Origin of the sequence: Kitasatospora paranensis, from assembly GCF_039544005.1 — a bacterium.
In the GTDB taxonomy this organism is placed as follows: domain Bacteria; phylum Actinomycetota; class Actinomycetes; order Streptomycetales; family Streptomycetaceae; genus Kitasatospora; species Kitasatospora paranensis.
Map to the genome: position 1 here is coordinate 7,636,495 of NZ_BAABKV010000001.1, position 23,410 is coordinate 7,659,904.

Here is a 23,410-nt window from a genome sequence, read left to right on the forward strand (position 1 = left end):
GGGAGAGGCCGGCGAGCACCGCGTCCAGCAGCTGGTCGCCGGTGGCCTCGCGGGGCAGCCGCAGCCGGCACAGCCGGTCCAGCGACTCGTCGATGGACTCCTCCCGGCGCTCGACCAGCCCGTCGGTGTAGAGCAGCAGGTGGTGGCCGGGCGGGAGCTTCGCGGTGGCCTCGGGGCAGCCGCCGTGGCCGGTGGCCAGCGGAGGGCCAGGGTCGACGGGCAGCAGCTCCACCGAGCCGTCCGGGGCGACCAGCGCGGGTGGCAGGTGGCCGGCGCTGGCGTAGGTGCAGACGCCCCGGGCCGGATCCATGATCACGGCCAGGCAGGTGGCCGGACGGGCGGTCTCCACCTGGGCGAGCAGCCGGTCCATCCGGTCCAGCAAGAGCCCCGGCGACGTGCCCTCGGCGGCCACGATCCGCAGCATCGCCTGGTAGTGGCTCATCTCGACGGCCGCCTCCAGGCTGTGTCCCATCACGTCGCCGATGGCCACCAGCGTCGTCCCGTCCGGCAGTGCGGCCGTCTCGTACCAGTCGCCGCCGACCAGGGCGCTGGTGCCGGCCGGGCGGTAGCGGAAGGCGACCCGGAGCCCGGGGTGCGGGGCGCCCGGTTCGGCGAGCAGGGCCCGCTGGAGGGCCAGCGCGATGCCGTGCTCGCGGGTGTAGCGCCGGGCGTTGTCCAGGCTGACGGCGGCCCGGCGGGCCAGGTCCTGCGCGACGAGCAGGTCGTCGTCGCCGAACCCGGGGGACTCCCCGGCGCGCACCAGGGTCACCGTGCCGAGCCGTCGGCCGCGGGCCAGCAGCGGCACCACCAGGGCGGAGTGGATCCGCGCGGCCCGGTAGGCGGCCACCCGGTCGGTGTTGGGCGCGGACCGGCCGAGCCGGTCGTCCGGCAGCGCGTTGTCGACCACCGGGCGGCCGCTCGCCAGGCACCGTGGGATCGCCGAACCGGGCTGGTAGTCGACGGTCTCGCCGGGCGCGCCGAACCGCTGCACGTGCGGCAGCAGCGCGGGGACGGCCGCCAGGGCGGCCCGGCGCAGCCGCAGGTGGCCGGGGGCGGCGCCGCGGGAGGCCGCGCCGTCGGGCGGCAGCACCTCCACCGAGGCGGCGTCGGCCATCACCGGGACGAGGAAGTCCGCCAGCTCCCCGCAGGTGGTGTCCATGTCCAGGGTGGTCCCGATCATGGTGGAGGCGCTGTCCATCAGCGCGAGGCGCTCCCGGGCCTGCTCCAGCTCGTGCTGCTGGTGCCGGGAGGCCGTCACCTCCAGCACGATCCCGACCAGTCCGACCACCGTCCCGGCCACCTCCAGCCGGTGGTACGCGCCGTGCCAGTAGCGGCGGCCGGCCGGCGACGCCACCCGGGTGTGTCCGCTGGAGACGGCCTCGCGCGGAACGCCGTCGGCCAGCACGGCCCGCAGCACGTCGTCGCGGGCGTCGATGTCCGGCACGATCTCCGCGATGGTGCGGCCCACGTGCTCCTCGGGCGGGGCGCCGTTCATCCGGGCCAGCGCCGGGTTGACGTAGAGGTAGCGCAGGTCGGTGTCGAGCACCCCGACGGCGCCCGGCGTGCCCTCCAGCAGCTCGCGCAGCGGCGAGGGCAGCTGCTGCCACGGGCCGTCCTGCGCCATGCCGGCACCCCTTCCGTTCGACCGGTGCTCTGCCCTCATCGTCGTGGCGCGGGCGGGGCGCTGCATCCGCACGCGCGGGGCCCGAGCCCGGTGCCGACTTGCCGCACGGGGAGGCGCTGCCAAGGTGGAGACACGACCCGGCAGCGGAAGAGAGGCGCCGACCGTGCAGGACACCGACCGCTCCGACGCCGACGAAGCCCTGCTGGAAGCGTTGTTCACCCGGGCCCCGGCCGGGTTGTTCGTGCTCGATCCGGACTTGCGGGTGATCCGCTTCAACGCGGCCGCGCGGGGCATGCGCGGTCTCACCGACGACCGCGTGCTCGGCCGGACCATCGAGGAGTTCGCGCCCGCCTTCCCCGCCGCCGAGCTGAACGACCTCGCCCGGACCTGCCTGGAGGCCGGCACCTCCGTCCGCCGCCACAAGGTCCGCGCCCCCGGCCGAACGACCACACCGCACTGATGACCGTCGCCCTGTCGATGTTCCGGCTGCGCGACCGGGGCGGCCGGGTGCTCGGCCTCGCCGTCATGGTGGAGGACATCACCGCCCAGGAGGAGGCGCTCGCCCGCCTGGAGATCCTCAACGACGCGCACCGCGTGATCGGCTCCACCCTCGACCCCCAGACCACCGCGGAGGAGCTCGCCGGGGTGGGCGTCGGGCGGTTCGCCGACACCGTCCTGGTCGAGCTGCTGGACGACGTGCTCACCGGCCGCCGGCTGCTCCCCGGGCCGGTCCGGGCCGGCGCCCCGATGCGCCGGGTCGCGACCCGCACCGTCCTCGACGGGCCGGGGACGACCGCCACCGGCTCGCTCGCCGCGCTGCCGTTCCCGACCCCTTCTCGCAGAGCGTGCACGATCTCAAGCCGCGGCTGATCGCCCGGCTCTCCGCGGACGAGGCCTGGCTGGCGCCCGGGAGGGACCGCGTCGACCGGCTCCTCGGCCCCGGCGTGCACTCCGTGATCGTCGCCCCGCTGACCGTGCACTCCACCGTGCTCGGCCTGGTCGCCTTCCTGCGCGTCGAGCAGCCGCACCCTTCGAGGAGGAGGACCTGCGGCTGGCCGACGAACTCGCCGACCGGGCCGCGCTCAGCATCGACCGGGCCCGCCACTACATCCGCGAGCGGACGGTCGCCACCGCGCTGCAGCGCCGGCTGCTGCCCGTCAGCCCGCCCCAGCTGCCCGCCGTCGACACGGCCTTCCTGCACCTGTCCGGGGAGGCCGGCGCCGACTGGTTCGACGTCATCCCGCTGTCCGGCGCCAGAACGGCCCTCGCCTGCGGCACCGTGGAGGGCCGCGGGCTGGAGGCGGCCGCTGCGATGGGCCAGCTGCGCACCGTGGTGCAGACCCTCGCCCGGCAGGACCTCCCGCCCGAGGACCTGCTCGGCTGTCTCGACGAGACGGTGGACCGGCTCAACGCCGACGCCACCCCGGGCCCCGGCGAACCCCAGGTGTTCGCCACCTGCCTCTACCTGGTGTACGACCCGGTCAACGGCCGCTGCACCGCGGCCAGCGCCGGGCACCCGCCGCCGCTGGCGATCGGCGTCGACGGCACCCAAGTCCCCCTCGACCTCCCGCTCGGCGGCCCGCTGGACGGCGAACGCGACGGCGGCTACCGCGCCGTCACCGTCGAACTGCCCGAACAGACCCTGCTCGCCCTCTACACCCGGGGCCTGGTCGCCGGCCGTGACGAGGACCCGACCGGCGGCCGCCAACGGCTGCGCCACGTCCTCGTCCACCCCGACCGGGACCTGACCGGCCTCTGCGACGACGTCGCGTACGCCGTCGTCCCGGACCGGCTGGACGAGGACGCCATGCTGCTGCTCGCCCGCACCAAGCGGCTCGACTCCGACCGGGTCGCGCTGTGGACGCTGCCCGCCGAACCCGCCGTCGTCTCCACCGCCCGCACCATGGTCTCCCAGCAGCTCCTCGCCTGGGGCCTGGCCGACCTCGCCGACTCCACCGGACTGATCGTCAGCGAGCTGGTCACCAACGCCATCCGGTACGGCGAGGGCCCGATCCGGGTGCGGCTGATCCGCGACCGGGGCCTGCTCTGCGAGGTCAGCGACGGCAGCTCCACCGCCCCGCACATGCGCCTGGCCAACGAGGGCGACGAGGGGGCCGCGGGCTGTTCCTGGTGATGCACCTCAGCCGCCGCTGGGGCACCCGGTACAGCGCGCGCGGCAAGACCGTCTGGTCCGAGCAGACCGTCGACGGCTGACGGCGGTACTGCGCCAATCCGGTGATCTTGCGGGTGCGGCGCGGCGCCCCTCCCGGAGGCTGGACCTGGCGGCCCGTCCGGGACGCGGTGAGGAGTCGGCATGAGCGCCATGGATGTACCGGCTGACGGCGGGTCGGGCAGAGCGACCGCGACCAGCACGGCCGCACCCGCGGCGGTGTCCGCGCCACGGCTGACCTGGCTGACGCTGGCGCTGATGACCACGAGCTCGGTGGCCAGCCTGCGGGCCGCCCCGACCATGGCGGTCTACGGACTGGCCTGCGTCTTCCTGTACCTGGTGCCGGCGATCGTCTTTCTGCTGCCGACCGCGCTCGTCTCCGCGGAGCTGGCCTCGGGCTGGAACGGCGGCGTCTACAACTGGGTCTCCCAGGGCCTGTCGAAGCCGTTGGGCTTCCTCGCCGTGTGGTGCCAGTTCGCCATGACGATCTTCTACTACCCGAGCCTGCTGGCGTATGTGGCGAGCACCATCGCGTACGTGATCAATCCGGCGCTGGCCGACAACGGCCTCTACACCGCCATCGTGATCATGGTGCTGTACTGGACCGGCGTCTGGGTCTCGGCCCGCGGCACCGGCGCCGTCGCCGGGCTGGCCTCCTGGGGCCTGGTCATCGGCACCCTCATCCCCGGTGCGCTGCTCGTCGTCCTCGGCATGGTCTTCCTCGGCCAGGGCAACCCCTCGGCCGCCCCGATGAACGCCGCCCACCTCTTCCCCCAGTGGACGGGCATCGCCAGCCTCGTGCTGATCGTCAACAACTTCCTCAGCTACTCGGGCATGGAGATGAACGCCGTCCACGTCTCCTCGCTGAAGAACCCGGCCAAGGAATTCCCGAAGTCGATGTTCCTGGCCATGGGCCTGGTCCTGCTGATCTTCATCCTGCCCGCGCTGGCGATCAGCTGGGTGGTGCCCGCCGACCAGCTCAGCCTCACCGCGGGCGTCATGCAGGCGTTCGACGCCTTCTTCCAGTACTTCCACGTCGGCTGGCTCACCCCGGTGATCGCGGTGGGCCTGGTCGCCGCCTCCCTCGGCGGCATGCTCACCTGGCTGGCCGGCCCCTCCAAGGGCCTGCTGCTGATCTCCCGCCAGGAGGGCTACCTGCCGCCCTTCCTGCAGCGGCTCAACGCCCACGGCGTCCAGCAGAACATCCTGGTCACCCAGGGCGTCGTCACCACCGTCATCGCGCTGATGTACGCCTTCATCCCGAACGTCTCCAGCGCCTACTGGATCTTCTCGGTGATCACCACCCAGGTGTACCTCATCGTCTACCTGCTGATGTTCGTCGCCGCGATCCGGCTGCGCCGCACCCAGCCCGACCACCCCCGCGGCTACCGCGCCCCCGCCCTGGTCGCCCTCTGCGTGACCGGCCTGCTGGCCTCGGCCGCGGCGATGGTGATCGGCTTCGTGCCGTCCTCGCAGTTCAGCGGGGGCAGCGTCTGGTCGTACGTGCTGTTCGTCGCCGCCGGTCTGCTGGTGCTCGGCCTGGTCATCCCGTTCGCGTTCCTGAAGCTGCGCAAGCCCAGCTGGCGCCAGCCCCAGGCCGCCGCCGCCGAGGGCGGTGCCGCATGAGCCCCACCCGGATGGCCTCGCAGCACCGTGCGATCTACATCGGCGCGATCGTCCTGCTCGTCGCCATGCTGGTGATCGGTCTGCTCACCTACACCCAGCAGAAGGCCACCAACGAGTCCTACCGCAAGGCGCAGCAGCTCTCCGACCAACTGGTCGCCGCCGGGTACACCCACCTGCCCGACCAGGGCCAGATCGCCCGCACCCTGGGCACCGACGGCGGCGCCGCCTGCAGCAACCCGTCCGGCTCGCTGAAGAACGCGCTCTACCGGGTGAACCTCGCCAACGGCGCGGGCGGCCCCGGCCAGCGCCCGATCATCGCCGACGCGCGGGTCGTCGAGGCCGGCGCCATCGTGCTCAACGTCTACTGCCCCGAGAAGCTGGACGAGTTCCGCAGCAAGGTGCAGGACCTCAAGACCGACGACACCGTGCGGAACTGACGCCACGCCGGTCGCGTTCGCCCCACCGGGGCCGGGCGCGACCGGTCCCGTACCGAGGAGCTGACCAGCCATGACCGACGACCTCGCCGCCCGGATCGCCGCCCTGATGCCCCGGGCCAAGGCGGACCTCGCGGCCCTGGTGGCCATCCCGTCCGTCGCCGACCCGCGTCAGTACCCCCGGAGCGGTGCCGGGAGGCCGCCGAGTGGGTCGCCGCCGCCTTCACCGAGGCCGGACTGCGCGACGTCCACCTCGCCGAGACCCCCGACGGCAGCCACGCCGTCATCGGCCACCGTCCGCCGCCGCCGGGCGCCCCCACCGTGCTGCTCTACTGCCACTACGACGTCCAGCCGCCGCTCGACGACGACGCCTGGACCTCGCCGCCGTTCGAGCTCACCGAGCGCGACGGCCGCTGGTACGGGCGCGGCGCCGCCGACTGCAAGGGCAACGTCGTCATGCACCTCACCGCGCTGCGCGCGCTCGGCGACGACGTGCCGGTGGGCCTCAAGTTCGTCGCGGAGGGCTCGGAGGAGCAGGGCACCGGAGGCCTGGAGGACTACGTCCGGGCGCACCCCGACGAACTGCACGCCGACGTCCTGCTGATCTGCGACACCGGCAACGCCGCGGTCGGCGTGCCCACCGCCACCACCACCCTGCGCGGCGTCGCCAACGTGGTGCTCACCGTCTCCACCCTCGCCGGCGACCTGCACTCCGGCATGTTCGGCGGCCCCGCGCCCGACGCGCTCGCCGCGCTGATCCGGATCCTCGACTCGCTGCGCGGCCCGGACGGCGCCACCCGGATCGACGGCCTGGACGCCGACGCCGTCTGGGAGGGCGTCGGCTACGACGAGCAGCAGTTCCGGGCCGACGCCGGAGTCCTCGACGGTGTCGGACTGACCGGCTCCGGCACCGTCGCCGACCGGCTCTGGGCCCGTCCGGCGGTCACCGTCCTCGGCATCGACTGCGCGCCCGTGGTCGGCTCGGCGGCGGCCGTCCCCGCCACCGCGCGCGCCCGGATCAGCCTCCGGGTCCCGCCCGGCACCGACTCCGGCGCCGCCCGCGAGGCGCTCACCGCCCACCTGAAGGCCGCCGCGCCCTGGGGCGCGCGGGTCGAGGTCGAGCCCGAGCAGATCGGCTCGCCGTTCCGCGCCGCCACCGACGGCCCCGCGTACGCCGCCCTCGACAAGGCCGCCCAGCAGGTCTACGGCAAGCCGCTCGCCTTCCTGGGCCAGGGCGGCTCCATCCCGCTGTGCAACGTGCTGGCCGACGCCTACCCCGGATCGGAGATCGTCCTGATGGGCGTCGAGGAGCCCCGCTGCCTCATCCACGCCCCCAACGAGAGTGTCGACCCGGCCGAGATCGAGCACATGGCACACGTGGAGGCGCTCTTCCTGCGCCACTACGCCGCCGCCCGTCCGTGACCCGCGCCGAGGATCGAGAAGCCGCCATGCCCCAGCCCTTCACCACCCAGGACTTCGCCGACCGGATGACCCGCGCCGCCGCGGCCGCCGCCGCGGCCGGACTCGCCGGGCTCGTCGTCACCCCCGGCCCCGACCTCGTCCATCTGACCGGCTACCGGCCGACCGCCCTCACCGAACGGCTGACCGCCCTGCTGATCAGCGCCGGGAAGCAGCCCGTCCTGATCGTGCCCAAGTTGGAGCGCCCGGACGCCGAGGCCGCCCCCGGCGCCGCCGCCGTCCGGCTCACCGACTGGTCGGACGGCACCGACCCGTACCGCGCCGCCCGCGAACTCCTCGACCCCGCCGGGCGCTACGGCATCTCCGACGGCGCCTGGGCGATGCACCTGCTCGGCCTCCAGGAGGCGCTGCCCGGCACCGCCTACACCTCGCTCACCGCCGGGCTGCCGATGCTGCGCGCCGTCAAGGACGCCGACGAACTGGAACGCCTGGCCGCGGCCGGGGCGGCGGCCGACGCCGCGTACCACGACATCCTCGGCGTGCCGTTCGCCGGCCGCTCGGAGAACGACGTCGCGGCCGACCTGGCCGAAGCCCTGCGCCGGCACGGCCACAGCCAGGTCGACTTCACCGTCGTCGGCTCCGGCCCGAACGGCGCGAACCCGCACCACGAGGCCGGCGACCGGGTCATCTCCGAGGGCGACACCGTGGTCCTCGACTTCGGCGGCCTGAAGGACGGCTACGGCTCCGACACCACCCGCACCGTCCACGTCGGCGTGGAGGTGCCCGCGGAGGTCCGCGAGGTGCACGACATCGTCCGCCACGCCCAGCAGGCCGCCTTCGAGGCCGTCCGGCCCGGCATTGCCTGCCAGGAGATCGACCGGGTCGCCCGACGGGTCATCACCGAGGCCGGCTACGGGGAGTACTTCATCCACCGCACCGGCCACGGCATCGGCCTCACCACCCACGAGCCCCCGTACATGGTCGAGGGCGAGCAGCAGCCGCTGGTGCCCGGCATGTGCTTCTCGATCGAGCCCGGCATCTACCTCCCGGGCCGATTCGGCGTCCGCATCGAGGACATCGTCACCGTCACCGAGGACGGCGGACAACGCTTCAACTCCACCCCGCACGACCTCGCCCTGGTCACCTGAGGGCAGGCCCGGCGGGTGCACCGCTCGGCCGAACCCCGATGGCGGGGGCTGTCCGGGCCCACCAGGCTGGAGCGAGAGATCCGTCTACGGAGGTGCCGTCATGACCGTAACCGCCGACCTGGACAAGGTCCTCGACAAGGCGTACGAGAACCTGAGCCTGCCCGAGGTGCTGGACGCGCCGGTGGCTGCGCTCGCCGGGCTGACCGACACGCACGGCGAGGCGCTCGCCGCGCTGAAGATCAAGACGATCGGCGACCTCGGCCGCAACAAGTACATCCGCTGGGCGGTCGCCATGGCCGACCTGCAGGACCGTACGCACTGAGCACGGCGGTCGCTCCGCCGGTCGCGACGACCGGCCGGCTGCCCCGGACGCCCGGCAACGGCGTCCGGGGCAGCCGTGCGTCCGCGGCCGCCGTGCGTCCGGGGCCGGATCACCCGGGGAGCGCAACCATCGCATGATCCACTCGTTGGATCATCCGCAGTCCGACCGGCTGCCGCCGCCGCCAGAACGGGAGCAGCCATGGACCGTCGACCACCGCACCCCGGCCGGGCATCCGCACCGCCCGACGGCCACGCGGCGGGCGACGCCGAGGAGGTCCTGGTCGCCAACTACCGGCGGCTCGCCCGGATCGCCTACCTGATCCTGCCCGCCGGCGCCGACCGCCACCACCGGCTGCTCGCCGCCCACGCCGTCACCCAGCGGGCGCTGCCCGGCCTGAGCCTGCGCGCCGGCCGCGCCGGGCACCCCGACGACCTGTACGACGGCCTGCGGCTGCGCGTGGTGCGCCGGGCGCTGGCCGGCCGGGTCCGCCCGCGCGGGCCGCTGCCCGGGGTCTGGGGCCTGCGGATGTTCACCGCCGACGGAGCCGAGGACGAACTCGCGCTCGACCGCGAGCTGGCCGAACTCCCCGCGGCCGCCCGGGCCGCCTACGCCCTGCGCGCCGTCGACGGCCTGCCGCCCGCGGAGATCACCGACCTGCTGCTCCGCGCCGGGGTCGCCCGCCCGGACGAGGCCCGCCGGGCGGCCGGGGCGATCCGGACGGTCGTCGGCGAGCCGGTCCGCTTCGACCCCTGCACCGTCCGCGTCCAGCCCGGCGACCTCATCCGCCGCCGCCGCACCACCCGGCTCGGCGCGGCCGCCCTCGTGCTGGCCGCCACCCTGGTCGGCGCGGCCGCCGCCGGGGGCACCGCCCAGGCCCCGGCCGGGGCCCTGCGACTGCCGTCCGCCGACGGTGCCCCCTCGCCGCGACCGCCGACCCCGCCGCCCTGCTGCGCGCCGCGCCCACCGAGTGGACCCGCACCGCCCGGCTCGACTTCTCCGCCTGGCCCGCCCGCGGTGACCGGACGGGCGACTCCGCCCTGCTCGGCCGGGTCCTGGCCCTCTGGCAGCGCGGCGGCCTCGCGGTGCACACCGAACCCGGCACCCCCGTCGGGCCGCCCGTCGGCACCCCGCGGCTGCTCTGGGCCGGCGACGTCGACGGCACCGCCGTGGTGGTGCTCCACGACGGTGCGCGGATCGCCCACTGGAGCGCCGAGACGGGCATGGTCGTCGCCCGCGCCGACGACAGCGACGTCACCACCGGCGCCGCGGTGGTGCTGCGCCGCACCACCCGCTCGGTGCGGTTCCTGCTGGCGCCCTGGGTCGACACCGCCGAACTGCGCAGACTGCGCCAACCGGACACCCCGGCCACCGCGGTGGCCCGTACCGACGGGGTCACCGCCGCGCTGTCGACGGCCGACGCGGACTGCCGGAGCGGCCCGGTGCTGCAGCTGCGCTCCTCGCGCACCGTCGCGGAGAAGCACGCCTTCCTCCTCGCCGACCTCGGCGGCATCCTGCCGGCCCACCTCACCTGGACGCCGCCGCCGAGCGCGGGCGCCGCCCGCGCGCCGCGCGAGGCGACCGGCACCGACGCGCTGGTCACCTGGGCGAGGACGGCCTGCAATCTGCCCGAACAGGGCCCCGGGGTGAAGGAGTTGAACGCCTGGGCATTCGCCGAGCAGCAGCTGCCCCAGCACGCCGGCACGGCGACCTGGGTCTGCCTGCGCACCGACCGCTGGAACGGCGAGGGATCGGCCGCCACCGAACTGCTGCTGCCCGGACCGGGCGGTGGCGGCCGCACGGTGCGCACCGCGCTGGCGCAGGGGAGGGGCTGCAGCCGGTTCGACCAGAACACGGTGGGCTGGACGCGCTGGCGGGCCCCCGACGGCCACGCCTTCCTGCTGGCGGCGGGCAGCCGCCGGGTGGCCCGGCTCCGTGTCCGCGGCGACGGCCCGCCCCTCGACGCCGCGCCCGCCGACCGAACGGTGGCCGTCGAGAGCCCGGAGGGTGGTCGACCCGAGGTCACCGGCGTGCTCGACGACGGCACCGAGATCCACCCGCTGTCGTGAGCGGGTGTCCGACGGCGGGGGTGTCGATACCCCGCCGATCCGCGCCGCGCGCCCACGGGCGGGCCGTGATGAGCGGCCCCGAGGTGCTCGTCCGCCGGGCCGTGGAGCAGTTCGTACGGGGCCGCCTGCCGTGCCCGCGCGGCCCTTCGACGGCGATCTTCGGCATCCACCCGGAACGGGCCTTGCCACACGGGGTATAACTGGCAGCGTGACCACCGATCTGCCACCCTCGACCAGGCCCGTCACCCTGGAGCACGTCGCCAAGGTGGCAGGCGTGTCCCGGGCCACCGTCTCGCGCGTCGTGAACGGGAAGTCCACCGTCGATCCGGAGCTGCGCCGGGTCGTCGAAGAGGCCGTCGCGGCGACCAACTACGTGCCCAACTCGGCCGCCCGCTCGCTGGTGACCCGGCGGACCAACTCGATCGCCCTGGTGGTGTCCGAGGCCGAACGGCGCCACCAGGCGCTCGACCCGTTCGTCGGCCGGATGTTCACCGACCCGCACTTCGGCCGGGTAGTGAGCGGCGTCATCCAGGTGCTGCGCCCGCAGGGGATGCAGATGGTCCTGATGCTCGCGGACGACAGCGCCTCGCGCGGCCAGCTGCTCGGCTACCTGCGGCAGGGCCACGTGGACGGCGTGATCCTGGTGTCCTCGAACGCCACCGACCCGCTGCCGCAGTGGCTGAGCGACACCCGGATCCCGGCCGTGCTGGCCTCCCGCCCGGCGTCTTCCTGCCCGATCGCCTACGTGGACGTGGACCAGCGCGAGGGCGTCCGGCTCGCCGTCGACCACCTGGTCGGGATCGGCCGGCGGCGGATCGCGACCATCTCCGGGCCGCTCGACATGCCCGCCAGCCAGGAGCGGCTGGCCGGGTACCGGGAGGCGGTGGCCGCCCACGGCCTCGGCGAGCCCGTCGTCGTGGAGGGTGACTTCACCCAGGACGGCGGAGCGGTGGCGATCCGGCGGCTGCTGGAGATCGCCCCCGACCTGGACGGCGTGTTCATCGCCTCCGACCTGATGGCCCTGGGTGCGCTGCCGGTGCTCTCGCGCAGCGGCCGACGGGTGCCCGAGGACATCGCGGTGGTCGGCTTCGACGACAGCAGCCCGGCCCTGGCCTGCGACCCCCAACTGACCACCGTGCGACAGCCGGTGGAGGACATGGCGGCCGAAATGGCGCGCCTGGTGCTGCGCCAGATCGCCGAGCCGTCCAAGGCCATGCCGATGGTGGTCTTCAGGCCGTCCCTGGTGGTGCGTCAGTCCGCCTAGGACTCCATCGGCAGGTCGTGATCGTGACGATCGCACGGCCTGCCGGCAGTCGGTGGACCGTCGCGCATCGGCTGTCAGCCGGGCCCCGGGCCGGGCGGCGCTCAGTCCGTGTGGGATCCGGTCCTCCACGCGGGGCGGAGCTGCTCTGCGGCATCGGTGGCTTGGCGAAGACCCGCCCGGTAGGCCGGTTCCCAGGCCGTGCGGTCGCTCAGGTCTGAGCCGAATGCGCGTCGGGATGCCGGATCGGGCTCGATGGTCAGCACTGTGTGCGCCCCGGCGACCGCCAGCTCCTGCTGGAGCAACTCACGGGGGAACAGGTGCGCTTGTGGGTCGATCACGACGAGCGTGCGGGCTCCCGCTGCGAGTGCGGCGTTGGTCGCGGACCGCAGGGAGCCGTCCATGTATCGGCGGCCGTTGACGGTGATCGGTGGGTAGATGCCCGGGAAGGCCGTGCTCGCCGCCACGGCGGAGGGCAGCGGTGCGCCAGTGGCACGGTCGAAGACCTCCTGTTCGCCGGTCTCGACGTCCACCACCGCAATGAGCAGCTTTCGGTCCGGCCACTGGTCCGCGCCGGCCAGGGCGCGCATCCGGGCGATGTGTGCCTGCTCGGGGCCGGTTTCGGCGGCGAGCGCGATCCGGCCGACTCGGCGGCGCGCTTCGGCTGGGTTGGAGGCGGCACGGCCGAGCACGGCGAACGCCTCGGCCAGTCGGCGCCCGTCCACCTGGGGCGGGGTGCCGTCGGAGTCGGCGGGGCGAACGGGAGTGGCGAGCCGGCCGGGGTCCTGACCTGTGGCCAGCACCGTGCCGATGATCGCGCCGGTCGAGGTGCCGACGATCAGATCGGCCTCGCCGAGGTCCACCCCGCCGCGGTGCAGTCCGCAGGCCAGTCCGGCCATCCAGGCCGCACCAACGGGGCCGCCGGCGCCCAGTGCGAGTGCCCGGTCGAGTGTGTGCACGACTGTCTCCTCCCGTTATTGAAACAGTCGTACCATATACTGACGTGCGTTCAGATCCGCAGTACGGAGAGGATGATCCACCGTGGGGCGACCCGCAGATCCCGCCCGACGGGAGGCCACGCTGGCGCGGGCGACCGACTACGTACTGGCACACGGCCTGGCCGGGTTGAGCCTGCGGCCGTTGGCCGCGGCTCTCGATACCAGCCCGCGGATGCTGCTCTACGACTTCGGCAGCAAGCAGGAGTTGGTATCTGCCGTCCTTGCCGAGGCCCGCCGCCGCGGAGTGGCACGGCTGGCCGAGAACCTTCCGGCGCGGGCGGCGTCTCCGGAGGAACACCTGCGCGGCATCTGGGCCTGGATCAGCGCGCCTGAGCGTGCCCCGTACGTCCGGCTGATCTTCGAGGTGCACGCCGACGGCCTGGCTCACCCCGAGAACCACCCCGATCAGGCCGAGGCGATCACGGATTGGTTCCACACCCTCGGCGCCACGTTGCACGACACCGCCACCGGTCCTGACGACACGGTCACTCCCACGCTGGTCATGGCTGTCATTCGGGGTCTCCTGTTCGATCTCACGACCACGGGAGACCGTCGCCGCACCGACCGCGCCCTGGACCGCTTCTGCGAACTCCTCCGGCATTGAAGGCGGTTGGTGCTCAGCCCGCCCTTGGAAGAAGGGCAGCCATACGGTCGGCGTCCAACGCCGGTACACCGGCACGGCGGGGAGAACGGACAGCTCCCAAGTCGCCGTCCACCTGGTTCACGCAGGCCGGCGCGGGCCCGTCTCGTGGGATCGGTCGCCGTTCCTGGCGGTGAGCGACGGTCGTTGTGGGCGGTGTCGGGATCACCGGCAGCTGGTCGACGGGATTCTGCGCCGGGTACGTACGGGGGTGCACCGGCGTGACCTGCTGGGGTGGTGCGGGCCATGGACGATGGTCCCTGAGCGCCACCGGGTGCGCTGGCGGAGGTGGTCAGCGAGGTCTGCTCCGCTCATGACCGGCTGCTCACGGTCACGTCGAATGCGGAAAACCGGCCGACCGCAGCAGACAGGACGAGCGGTAGCTCCTTGTCGGCCTGTCCGATCGTCAGTGCGAGCCGACGACCGCCGTCGGGAAGTGGCCACACCTGCATGCTCACGGCCTGTTGGCTGAGGTGGTCGAGCGGCTCGGGCACGATCTCGCCCTCGCAGCCGGCACGGAGATATGGCCCGAGGTCCACGTCGAATGCGTCGCCCCACCGAGTCGTCAGGTGTGCGGCCAGGTCGTCGAGGCAGGCTCTCAGTTCGGCTTCGGCCTCGACCCAGGTCTGCCCGTCGTCGTCCTCCTCCCGGAAGTCCCGACCGGCCAGCAGTTCGCGCACATGATGCCCCGGTCCACTGCTCCCGGTGACGTCGGCGGAGGTCGCCGCCGGGAATGGCTGCACGGCCAACGCGTCCGGGGTCGAGAGGTACTCCTCGGTGATCACGGGCGCAGGGTACGGGACGCTGCGGACAACCGCCGTCAACCGTCCGCACCGACCAGTGTTCGGACGGGTACTCCCTGGACGGTCGCTTCCGACGTGGCGGAAAGCGTTTGACGCCCGTCGGCTTCGGGCGGTCGGATGGCGAGTCATGAGGACAGGGCAGATGCACCCCGGCATGCACCCCATCGACGAACGTCTGGTGCGGCGGCTGGTCGCGGGGCAGTTCCCGCGCTGGGCGGGGCTCGCGGTGGAACGGTACCCGTCCGGGGGCACGGTCAACGCCATGTACCGGCTGGGCGAGGACATGGTCGTACGCCTGCCGCTGGTGGAGGGCGGTGCCGGCGACGTGTCGTCGGAGCAGGCGTGGCTGCCCCGACTGGCGCCGCACCTGCCCACGCCCATCCCCGAGGTGCTCGCCGCCGGGGAGCCCGCCGAGGGGTATCCGTGGCCGTGGTCGGTCCACCGGTGGCTGAGCGGCGAGAACCCCGAGGCGGGGGAGCTGAGTGCACCGCTGCTGTTGGCCGGGGATCTGGCCGGGTTCGTGGTGGCGATGCGCAGCATCACCCTGCCGCAGGCGCCGCAGGCCCATCGCGGCGGACCTGTCGCCTCCCTCGACGCGGAGACCCGGTCGGCCATCGACACCCTGCGGGGGATCCCGCAGGAGGGCGTCGACTGCGATGCCGCCGCGGCCGTGTGGGAGGAGGCGCTGCAGGCCCCGGGCTGGGACGGACCGCCGGTGTGGCTGCATGCCGATCTCATGCCGGGCAACCTGCTGGTGGACGGTGGCAGGCTCAGCTCGGTGATCGACTTCGGGTGTGCGGGGGTGGGGGATCCGGCCTGCGATCTGTTCCCGGCCTGGAATCTCCTGCCGGCCGGGGCGCGGGAGGCCTTCCGCGAGGCGCTGGCGGTGGACGAGGCGACCTGGATCCGTGGCCGGGGGCGCACGCTTTCGCAGGCGCTGATCGCGCTGCCGTACTACCGCAGGACCAACCCCGCGATGGCGCGCAACGCCCGGTACGTGATCCGGGCGGTGCTGGACGAACGCTGAGGGATCCCGCCGTCCGCTGCGCGGGGCGAACGGCGAATCCCGGCACGGTTATTGACATGGCCCGGCGTTGCGGGGCACTCTCTACCCGGCTGAGAGAGCGCTCTCTCATGTGGATTCCGCGACGGCAAGGGAGGGGACATGTCGGTGGAGCTGACGGCCCCCGACCGGCACCGGCCGACCCTGGAGGACGTTGCCGAGCGCGCCGGGGTCTCCCGTGCCACTGCCTCCCGGGTGGTCAGCGGCTCCCACCCGGTCAGCGAGCGGCGCCGCAGCGCGGTCATGCGTGCCGTCGCCGACCTCCAGTACGTCCCCAACCAGGCCGCCCGGTCGCTGGTCACGCACCGCACCGGGTCGTACGCCCTGGTGCTGCCGGAGGGGATGGCCCGGGTGTTCTCGGACGGCTTCTTCCCGGCGCTGATCCGCAGTGCGACCGAGGAACTGGAGGAGTCCGACGAGCAGTTGGTGATCCTGCTGGCCGGGTCGCCGGCCGGGCGGCGGCGGATCGAGCAGTACGCCCGGGCCGGCCACGTCGACGGCGTGATGCTGGCCTCCATGCACGGCCCGGATCCGCTGCCCGCGGCGCTGGCCCGCACCGGAGTTCCGGTCGTCTGCAACGAACGGCCGCTGGGCGGACCGCTGTTGCCCTACGTCGGCGTGGACAACGCCGGCGGCGCGACCACCGCCGTCCGGCACCTGCGCCGGATCGGCCGCACCCGGATCGCCACCATCGCCGGGCCGTCGGACATGACCGCGGGCATCGAACGGCTCGCCGCCTACCGCCGCGAGACGGCCCGGGTGCGCGGCCCGCAGCTGGTCGCCGAGGGCGACTTCACCGTCGAGTCCGGCCGGGCCGCGATGGCCGCGTTGCTGCGGCGGGAGCCCCGGATCGACGGGGTGTTCGCCGCCTCCGACCAGATGGCGGCGGGCGCGCTGGAGGCACTCCGGGAGGCCGGCCGCCGGGTGCCCGACGATGTGGCGGTGGTGGGCTTCGACGACATCGACGCCGCTCTGTCGTGCGCACCGGCGCTGACCACCGTGCGCCAGCCCATCGACGAACTCGGGCGCCAACTCGTCCGCAGTGTGCAGCGGTTGGCGGCCGGCGAGGAGACCGCTCCGGCGCTCGTGCTGCCCACCGCGCTGATCGTCCGCGACTCGGCATGAGCGTCCGGCCGGCCACCGCGCGCTCCGTCCGGGCCCGCGGGCCACCCCGCCGCCCGCCGCGAGAGCCGCGCGGCCGCAGAGCCGCCACGTCACGCGCGGTCCCCCACGGGCCGCCGCACCCAGCGCCGCACCACCCCCACCCAGCTGGAGCTCCCATGACCTCAGCACCATCCGGCGTCGGCACGGCCGGCCGCCTGCACCACCGCACCCACCAGGCGCTCCTGCGCCTGCTCACCGCACTCGTGCTCGCCGCGGGCGCCCTGCTCATCCCGTTCGCGCACGCGGGCACGGCCGCCACCGAGACGCTGCTCTCGCAGGGCAAGGCGGTCACCGCCTCCTCCACGGAGAACAGCGTGGCCTTCCCGGCGACCGCCGCCGTGGACGGCAATGCCGGCACCCGCTGGTCCAGTGCCTTCGCCGACCCGCAGTGGATCCAGGTCGACCTCGGCGCGTCGGCGACCGTCAGCCGCGTCGTCCTGCAGTGGGAGGCCGCCTACGCCACCGGGTTCAAGCTGCAGACCTCCGCCGACGGCACCACCTGGACGGACGTCTACACCACCACGACCGGCACCGGCGGCACCCAGAACCTGACCGTCAACGGCACCGGACGCTACGTCCGGATGTACGGCACCGCCCGGGCCACCCAGTATGGCTACTCGCTCTGGGAGTTCCAGGTGTACGGCACCTCCGGCACCTCCACCGGTGACGTCGAACTCTCCTACCAGCGGCCCGCGGTGGCGTCCTCCAGCCAGGACGACGGCAACTGCGGCGGCTGCGTGCCGGCCAAGGTCGACGACCAGGACCCGGCCACCCGCTGGGCCACCAGCTCCACCACCGGCTGGACGGACCCGGGCTGGATCTACCTGGACCTCGGCGCCACCGCGCAGATCCACAAGGTGGTCCTCCAGTGGGACCCGGCCTACGCCAGCGCCTACCGGCTGCAGGTCTCCAACGACGCGGCCACCTGGACGGACATCTACTCCACCACCACGGGCAAGGGCTTCAAGGAGACCCTCACCGACCTGAACGGCAGAGGCCGTTACATCCGGATGTACGGCACCGCCCGGGGCACCGCGTACGGCTACTCGCTCTGGGAGTTCCAGGTCTACGGCACGGGCGGCACCCCCACCCCGCCGCCCGCGCTGCCGCCGAACCCGTCCTTCCCCGGCCACCTGGTCTGGAGCGACGAGTTCAACGGCGCCAACGGCGCTGCGCCGGACGCCTCGAAGTGGACGACCGACCCCGGGGCGGGCGTCAACAACGAGCTGGAGTACTACACCACCGGCAACAAGAACCTCTACCAGGACGGCACCGGCAACCTGGTCATCGACGCCCGCAAGGAGGTCACGGCCGGTTCGTCCTGCCCGCGCGACCCGCTGTCCGGCAGCACCACCTGCCAGTACACCTCCGGCCGGATCAACACCTCCGACCACTTCAACTTCACCTACGGGCACGCCGAGGCGCGGATCAAGGTGACCGGCACGCAGGGCCTGTGGCCGGCGTTCTGGATGCTCGGCGCCAACTTCAAGACCGGTACGCCGTGGCCCGCCTCGGGTGAGATCGACATCATGGAGCACGTCGGCAAGGTGGCGGACTCGGTGTACTCGACCCTGCACGCCCCGGCCTACAACGGCGCGGGCGGCTACGGCTCCCCGTACACCGTGGCGGGCAGCGACTTCGCGAACGCCTTCCACACCTACGGGGTGGACTGGGACTCCGCGCACATGACGTTCTACGTCGACGGCAACGCGTTCTTCACCGTCGACCGCACCGTCCTGGAGACCACCCGCGGGCCCTGGGTGTACGACCACCCGTTCTACCTGATCCTCAACAACGCGGTGGGCGGCGACTGGCCGGGTGCGCCCGACGCCACCACCGTCTTCCCGCAGAAGATGCTCGTGGACTACGTCCGCGTGTACCAGTGAGAACCGGCGCGCCGCCGGCCGCCCCTCGGGGCCGCCGGCGGCGCGCTGCACCTGCGGTGCGTCAGGCCATCCAGAAGAAGACCGCGGTCATCCGCTTGTCCTCCAGGGTGCTGCCCCAGTAACCGGTCGCGGTGTGGATGAGGTTGGCGCTGTAGAGCAGCAGCCGGTTGAACCGGTGGGCCACCCGGACGTCCTCCACGAAGGAGTCCGCCGGCACGAACCGGGTGCCGAGGGCGTCCACCAGGTTGTTGTGCGGGGCGGCCACGGTGTTGCCGCCGAGCACGCCGCCGGGCAGCTGCTGCCGGTAGAAGCTGGTGCCGCAGTCCTTCGGCGCGGCCGGGTTGAGGTAGAGCACCGCGGCGTACCGGCAGACCGAGCGGGCGTCGGTGTGCGGGCGCGGCTCGCACTCGTCGCGGCCGACGACCTGGACGCAGTTGTGGTTGACCACCGCGCCGCCGGCCGAGGTCTCCGGCCAGATCCGGCGGGCGCCGGTCGCCTTCATCACCAGCGCCTCGACGTGGGCTAGTTCGTCGGGCTCCAGGCCCGGCATCGTCCGCAGTCCGGGCCAGGCCTCGGGCTTGTGGGGGTAGCCCTCGCTCCAGTCGTCGCGGGCCAGGATGCGGGCCCGCGCGGCCTCGGCGTCCGGGAGTACGTCGTCGAAGACCCAGTAGTCGCGGCCGAGCGTGGGCTTGCGGTACGGAAGCACCGGGATCGCCGGGGTCCGGGGGAGACGTGGCATGAACCCGACGGTAGCGGCGGCGTCCGCGGGTGATCGCCCGCGCGCGGGTCAACGTTGCGTCAAGCGCAGGCCAAGCACAGGCCGCCGTGGGCCGGCCGTTGCGAAGTGGGCCGTCCACCCTTTATCGTCAACCTGACGTTATTCCTGAAGGGGACCCCGTGTCCGTCGCCGACACCCTCAACGACCTGCTCGCACCGCTCAACCACCAGCTCTTCCTGCTCGGGCAGGACGCCGTGACCACCGCCGAACTGCTCGGCTTCGCGACCGGCGCCGTCTGCGTCTGGCTCTGTGTCAGGGCCAGCAGCTGGAACTTCCCGGTCGGCATCGCCAACAATCTGTTCTTCCTCGTCCTGTTCTGGGGCGCCCGGCTCTACGCGGACGCCGCCCTCCAGGTGGTGTTCCTGCTGCTGGCCGCCCACGGCTGGCTCCGCTGGCTGCGCGGCGGCGACCGGCGCAGCCGGCGGCCCATGGGCCACGCCTCGCCCGCCGGCCTGCTCGTCCTGCTCGCCCTCCTGGTGCCCGCCACCTGGGCCCTGACCGTGATCCTCACCCGGGCGCACGACAGTGCGCCGTTCTGGGACGCCCTCACCACCGCGCTGTCACTCGCCGCCCAGTGGCTGCTGAACGCCAAGCAGGTGGAGAACTGGTACTTCTGGATCGCCGCCGACCTCGTGTACATCCCGCTCTACGCGGCGAAGGATCTGGTGCTGACCGCCGTGGTCTACGTGCTGTTCCTCGGCCTGTGCGGGGTGGGCCTGCGGTCCTGGCTGCGCGAACTCGCCGCCGCCCGCCCCGCAGCCGTCGCGGGGGTGCCCGCATGAGTGCCGAGGCACTGCCCGCCCCCGGCCGGATCGCGCCGGGCCCTTCCGCGCAGGGCCGGTTCGCACACGGCCTGGTGATCGGCAAGTTCTACCCGCCGCACGCCGGCCACCACTTCCTCATCCGGGCGGCCGCGGACGCCTGCGAGCGGGTCACCGTGGTGGTGATGGCCGCCGCCTGTGAGTCCATACCCCTGGCCGACCGGGTCGCATGGATCCGCGAGCGCTGGGCCGGCGAGGCGCACGTGGCGGTGGTGGGGATCGCCGACGACCTGCCGGTCGACTACGACAGCGCCGACGCCTGGTCCGGCCACGTCGCGCTGATGCGCGAGGCGGTCGCCGCCGCACCGCCCGCCGCGCCGGTGGACGCGGTCTTCAGCTCGGAGCCGTACGGAACCGAACTCGCCCGCCGCTTCGACGCCGTGCCGGTCGTCCTCGACACCGGGCGGGAAACCTTCGCGGTCTCCGGGACGAAAGTCCGGGCCGACCCGGTCGGCCACTGGGACGAGCTCGAACCGCCCGTCCGCGGCGGCCTCGCCCGCCGGATCGTGGTGGTCGGTGCGGAGTCGACCGGGACGACCACGCTCTCCCGGGACCTGGCCGCCGCCCTGCGCGGCCGCGGCGGCCCGCACGCCCTCACCCGCTGGGTCCCCGAGTACGGGCGCGAGCTGACGGTCGCCAAACTCGCCGTTGCCCGCGGCCTGGCCGACCCGGCCGGCCCGCTCCCGACCGTCTTCGACCTGGAGTGGACCGACGCGGACTTCGAGCTCGTGGGCCGCCGCCAGAACGACGCCGAGCACCGGGCGGCCCGGGCCGGCGGGCCCGTCCTCGTCTGCGACACCGACACCCTCGCCACCACCGTCTGGCAGGAGCGCTACCGGGGCCGGGCCACCGCCCCCGTCCGCCGGCTGGCCGAGGTGCTGCCGCCCCGGTCCCTGTACCTGCTGACCTCGGACGAGGACGTCCCCTTCGACGACGACGGGCTGCGCGACGGCGAGCACCTCCGTGCGTGGATGACCGGCCGCTTCCGTGAGGTCCTCGCCGCTGCCGCGGCGCCCTGGACGGAACTGCGGGGCGACCGGGCGACCCGGCTGGAGCGAGCGCTCGCCGCGGTCGACGCCGTCCTCGCCGACGGCTGGGGCCTGGCCGACCCCCTGGGGTGACCGTCCCCGGCCGGGCCCGCCGGGGCGCCGCGGTCCGGTGCCGACCGGCTGTCCGCCGCCCGGCGAACGGCCGTGCGCGCCACGGAGCGTGACCCTGGTCGGCGGCCGTGCGGGGGCCGTCGGAGGGCGGGGCGGGGGCGAGGGCGGCCGGTGCCGGTGGTCGGACGGTGCTCGGCGCCGTCCGCGAGCACCCCCTCCGAGCTGCGGTCCGGCGGACGGTGTCCCCTGGTCGGCCGATCCCGGTTTGTCGCCTCCCGCCGCCGACCGCAGGGTGGGAGACGAGCACGTCTCCACGCAACGCCTCGCACACGACCGGGCCTCCGGGTGCCGCGGTCGGGCAGGAGCACCGCATGGTCACCGAGGGGAACACAGAGCCGTCCGACTCCGATCACCTGGTCCCCGGCGGGGGCCGGCCGGCCGTGTGCGTGCTGCCCGCCACCGTCGCGGCCGTGCCGGAACTGCGCAGGTTCGCGGCCGACCTGGCCGGCCGCTGGGGCCTCCCACCGGAGATCGACGACGCCCTGGCGCTCGTCGTGACCGAGCTGGCGACCAATGTGGTGCTGCACAGCGGCAGCCCCGACATCACCCTGCTGGTGTCCCGCAGTGACGGCGTCCTGCGGGTGGCGGTCAAGGACTCCGGCTGCTGGCGGCCGCGGCCGGCCCGCCGGCGGGCGCCCGAGGACGCCGACGCGCTGTTCGGACGGGGCCTGCGGCTGGTGGGCGCGCTGACCGGCGGCTGTCACACCTTCCCGGGTACCACCGGGACGTGCGTCATCGCCGAACTCGCGCTCACGCAGGCGGTGTTCGTCGACGGGTCGCTGCAGGTGGCAGTCTGACGCCGGTCGGGCCGAGCGCAGCCGCCGGAGGAAAATTGCGTGCTCCGCAATATTGCTCACCGCGCATGTTTCTGCCTGCCATTGTTCTGCGGACACCTCCCAGCGCGCCGTACCGGGCCTCCGTGAGCGCAAGAAGCAGGCCACCCGCGAGGCGTTGAGCTGGGCGGCGATCCGGCTCAGATCCGGCGCGGCCACCGGCTGACGACCCTGGACCAGGACGCCGACCGCGTCACCGCGGACCTCACCGGCCCCGACGGGCCGTACCGGATCACCGCCCGCTACCTCGTCGGCGCGGACGGCGGACACAGCACCGTTCGCAAGCAGTGCGGGATCGACTTCCCCGGGATCACCGACGACCGCTTCGTCGCGCTGAGCGGCCAGGTGGCCGTCCACCCGCCGGCCGCCGTCCCCGGCACCGGCGAACTCGACGTGCCCGGGCTCGGGCGCCTCGCGCCGGCCAGCTTCACCCGCTCCGAGAACGGCGTCTTCGCCTACGGGATGTTCCAGCCCGGCGTCTACCGGATCTCGGTCTCCGAATGGGACCGGCCCCCGGTCGAGGACCGCGCCGAGGGGGTCCCGCTCGACGAACTCCGGGCTGCCGTAGGCCGCGTGCTCGGTGCGGACCTGCCGATCGGCCCGCCGCCGGAGGGTGCGGCAGCCCTGCGCGTCCGTTCCGTCGTCGGAGTCAACTCCCGGGTGGCACAGCGGTATCGGGACGGTGGGGTGCCCCTGGTCGGCGACGCCGCACACGTCCAGTCCGGCATCGGCGGGCCGGGGCTCAACCTCGGCCTGCAGGACGCGCTGAACCTGGGCTGGAAGCTCGCCGAGGCCGCCGGGCCCTGGTCCGGCCGGCTGGACACCGTGGTCGCCCGACCGGCCGACCCCGGGGCATCGGCACCGGCGGACGTCGTGCTCATCCGCCCGGACGGCTACGCGGCCTGGGCCGTCGGCCCCGGGGCGACGGACCCGGACGAGGCCGCCGCCGGACTGCGGGCGGCGCTGCGGACCTGGCTCGGCCCGGCCGACCGAACGCGACCGGAATTCGCGGATCGGCGGTACTCGGACAGGTGGCCAGGAACCTCTTCTTCAAGTGCGTTCGATACCGGCAAGTCTGACGTTCCATGATCTAACAGCATGTCAACTCCGTGACATGAAAGCCTCCGTGGACGGGCTACCGCGCCGCGACCGGGACGATACGTGTCGCATGCAGGATTCCGGTGGATCACGATC

20 protein-coding genes and 3 pseudogenes are annotated in these 23,410 nt (G+C 73.8%); 19 read left to right on the forward strand and 4 right to left on the reverse strand.

Annotated elements, in window-relative coordinates:
* Window positions 1–61: 61 nt before the first annotated feature.
* Window positions 62–1,690: pseudogene (locus ABEB13_RS36235) on the reverse strand (SpoIIE family protein phosphatase); the annotation flags it as partial.
* Between the two features lie 97 nt (window positions 1,691–1,787).
* On the opposite strand from ABEB13_RS36235, the gene ABEB13_RS36240 reads away from it, so the two are divergent.
* The 10 genes and pseudogenes from ABEB13_RS36240 (at window position 1,788) to ABEB13_RS36285 (ending at window position 12,073) form a co-directional block, all read left to right on the forward strand.
* Complete coding sequence (locus ABEB13_RS36240; RefSeq protein WP_345708898.1) at window positions 1,788–2,084, forward strand: PAS domain-containing protein; 297 nt, start codon at window positions 1,788–1,790, stop codon at window positions 2,082–2,084.
* Window positions 2,084–2,494 carry a hypothetical protein gene (locus ABEB13_RS36245; RefSeq protein WP_345708899.1) on the forward strand — a complete coding sequence of 137 codons (411 nt, stop codon included), beginning with the start codon at window positions 2,084–2,086 and terminating at the stop codon, window positions 2,492–2,494. Before ABEB13_RS36240 ends, ABEB13_RS36245 begins: the two co-directional genes overlap by 1 nt.
* A gap of 409 nt (window positions 2,495–2,903) precedes the next feature.
* Complete coding sequence (locus ABEB13_RS36250; RefSeq protein ID WP_345708900.1) at window positions 2,904–3,758, forward strand: SpoIIE family protein phosphatase; 855 nt, start codon at window positions 2,904–2,906, stop codon at window positions 3,756–3,758.
* A gap of 180 nt (window positions 3,759–3,938) precedes the next feature.
* Window positions 3,939–5,420, forward strand: a complete 1,482-nt coding sequence (gene gadC / locus ABEB13_RS36255; RefSeq protein WP_345708901.1) for a glutamate/gamma-aminobutyrate antiporter GadC — start codon at window positions 3,939–3,941, stop codon at window positions 5,418–5,420.
* Window positions 5,417–5,857, forward strand: coding sequence for a hypothetical protein (locus ABEB13_RS36260; protein WP_345708902.1), 441 nt, complete (start codon window positions 5,417–5,419; stop codon window positions 5,855–5,857). Before gadC ends, ABEB13_RS36260 begins: the two co-directional genes overlap by 4 nt.
* A gap of 70 nt (window positions 5,858–5,927) precedes the next feature.
* Window positions 5,928–7,276, forward strand: a pseudogene (locus tag ABEB13_RS36265) (M20/M25/M40 family metallo-hydrolase).
* Between the two features lie 26 nt (window positions 7,277–7,302).
* Window positions 7,303–8,421 carry a M24 family metallopeptidase gene (locus ABEB13_RS36270; protein WP_345708903.1) on the forward strand — a complete coding sequence of 373 codons (1,119 nt, stop codon included), beginning with the start codon at window positions 7,303–7,305 and terminating at the stop codon, window positions 8,419–8,421.
* Between the two features lie 100 nt (window positions 8,422–8,521).
* Complete coding sequence (locus ABEB13_RS36275; RefSeq protein WP_345708904.1) at window positions 8,522–8,743, forward strand: hypothetical protein; 222 nt, start codon at window positions 8,522–8,524, stop codon at window positions 8,741–8,743.
* Between the two features lie 1,082 nt (window positions 8,744–9,825).
* A complete protein-coding gene (locus ABEB13_RS36280; RefSeq protein ID WP_345708905.1) occupies window positions 9,826–10,809 on the forward strand; it encodes a hypothetical protein in 984 nt (327 codons plus the stop codon).
* A gap of 208 nt (window positions 10,810–11,017) precedes the next feature.
* Entirely contained in the window at window positions 11,018–12,073 is a 1,056-nt protein-coding gene (locus ABEB13_RS36285; protein WP_345708906.1) for a LacI family DNA-binding transcriptional regulator, read from the forward strand.
* Between the two features lie 101 nt (window positions 12,074–12,174).
* Here the strand turns inward: ABEB13_RS36285 and ABEB13_RS36290 are convergent, their stop codons facing one another.
* Window positions 12,175–13,029, reverse strand: a complete 855-nt coding sequence (locus tag ABEB13_RS36290) for a patatin-like phospholipase family protein (protein WP_345708907.1) — start codon at window positions 13,027–13,029, stop codon at window positions 12,175–12,177.
* Between the two features lie 82 nt (window positions 13,030–13,111).
* On the opposite strand from ABEB13_RS36290, the gene ABEB13_RS36295 reads away from it, so the two are divergent.
* The gene (locus ABEB13_RS36295) at window positions 13,112–13,672 is read left to right on the forward strand and encodes a TetR family transcriptional regulator (protein WP_345708908.1); all 561 of its coding nucleotides are present in this window, start codon (window positions 13,112–13,114) and stop codon (window positions 13,670–13,672) included.
* Between the two features lie 28 nt (window positions 13,673–13,700).
* Window positions 13,701–13,809, forward strand: a pseudogene (locus tag ABEB13_RS36300) (transposase); the annotation flags it as partial.
* Between the two features lie 210 nt (window positions 13,810–14,019).
* Here ABEB13_RS36300 and ABEB13_RS36305 read toward each other — a convergent pair.
* The gene (locus tag ABEB13_RS36305) at window positions 14,020–14,493 is read right to left on the reverse strand and encodes a methylenetetrahydrofolate reductase (RefSeq protein WP_345710024.1); all 474 of its coding nucleotides are present in this window, start codon (window positions 14,491–14,493) and stop codon (window positions 14,020–14,022) included.
* A 145-nt stretch (window positions 14,494–14,638) separates the two neighbouring features.
* On the opposite strand from ABEB13_RS36305, the gene ABEB13_RS36310 reads away from it, so the two are divergent.
* The 3 genes from ABEB13_RS36310 to ABEB13_RS36320 all read left to right on the forward strand — a co-directional run bounded on the left by ABEB13_RS36310 (window position 14,639) and on the right by ABEB13_RS36320 (window position 18,624).
* Window positions 14,639–15,538 carry an aminoglycoside phosphotransferase family protein gene (locus tag ABEB13_RS36310; protein WP_345708909.1) on the forward strand — a complete coding sequence of 300 codons (900 nt, stop codon included), beginning with the start codon at window positions 14,639–14,641 and terminating at the stop codon, window positions 15,536–15,538.
* 138 nt (window positions 15,539–15,676) lie between these two features.
* Window positions 15,677–16,699 (forward strand): LacI family DNA-binding transcriptional regulator, encoded by a 1,023-nt coding sequence (locus ABEB13_RS36315; protein ID WP_345708910.1) that lies wholly within the window; start codon window positions 15,677–15,679, stop codon window positions 16,697–16,699.
* 155 nt (window positions 16,700–16,854) lie between these two features.
* Entirely contained in the window at window positions 16,855–18,624 is a 1,770-nt protein-coding gene (locus ABEB13_RS36320; RefSeq protein ID WP_345708911.1) for a discoidin domain-containing protein, read from the forward strand.
* 61 nt (window positions 18,625–18,685) lie between these two features.
* Here ABEB13_RS36320 and ABEB13_RS36325 read toward each other — a convergent pair whose 3' ends face one another.
* Window positions 18,686–19,363 (reverse strand): DUF6445 family protein, encoded by a 678-nt coding sequence (locus ABEB13_RS36325; protein ID WP_100886980.1) that lies wholly within the window; start codon window positions 19,361–19,363, stop codon window positions 18,686–18,688.
* A 158-nt stretch (window positions 19,364–19,521) separates the two neighbouring features.
* On the opposite strand from ABEB13_RS36325, the gene pnuC reads away from it, so the two are divergent.
* The 4 genes from pnuC to ABEB13_RS36345 all read left to right on the forward strand — a co-directional run bounded on the left by pnuC (window position 19,522) and on the right by ABEB13_RS36345 (window position 23,305).
* Entirely contained in the window at window positions 19,522–20,184 is a 663-nt protein-coding gene (gene pnuC / locus ABEB13_RS36330; protein WP_345708912.1) for a nicotinamide riboside transporter PnuC, read from the forward strand.
* Window positions 20,181–21,344 (forward strand): AAA family ATPase, encoded by a 1,164-nt coding sequence (locus ABEB13_RS36335; RefSeq protein ID WP_345708913.1) that lies wholly within the window; start codon window positions 20,181–20,183, stop codon window positions 21,342–21,344. The genes pnuC and ABEB13_RS36335 overlap by 4 nt, the downstream gene beginning before the upstream one ends.
* Window positions 21,345–21,694: 350 nt before the next feature.
* Window positions 21,695–22,180, forward strand: coding sequence for an ATP-binding protein (locus ABEB13_RS36340; RefSeq protein WP_345708914.1), 486 nt, complete (start codon window positions 21,695–21,697; stop codon window positions 22,178–22,180).
* A 180-nt stretch (window positions 22,181–22,360) separates the two neighbouring features.
* On the forward strand, window positions 22,361–23,305 hold the full coding sequence (locus ABEB13_RS36345) for an FAD-dependent monooxygenase (protein ID WP_345709948.1): 945 nt from the start codon (window positions 22,361–22,363) through the stop codon (window positions 23,303–23,305).
* Window positions 23,306–23,410: the final 105 nt, after the last annotated feature.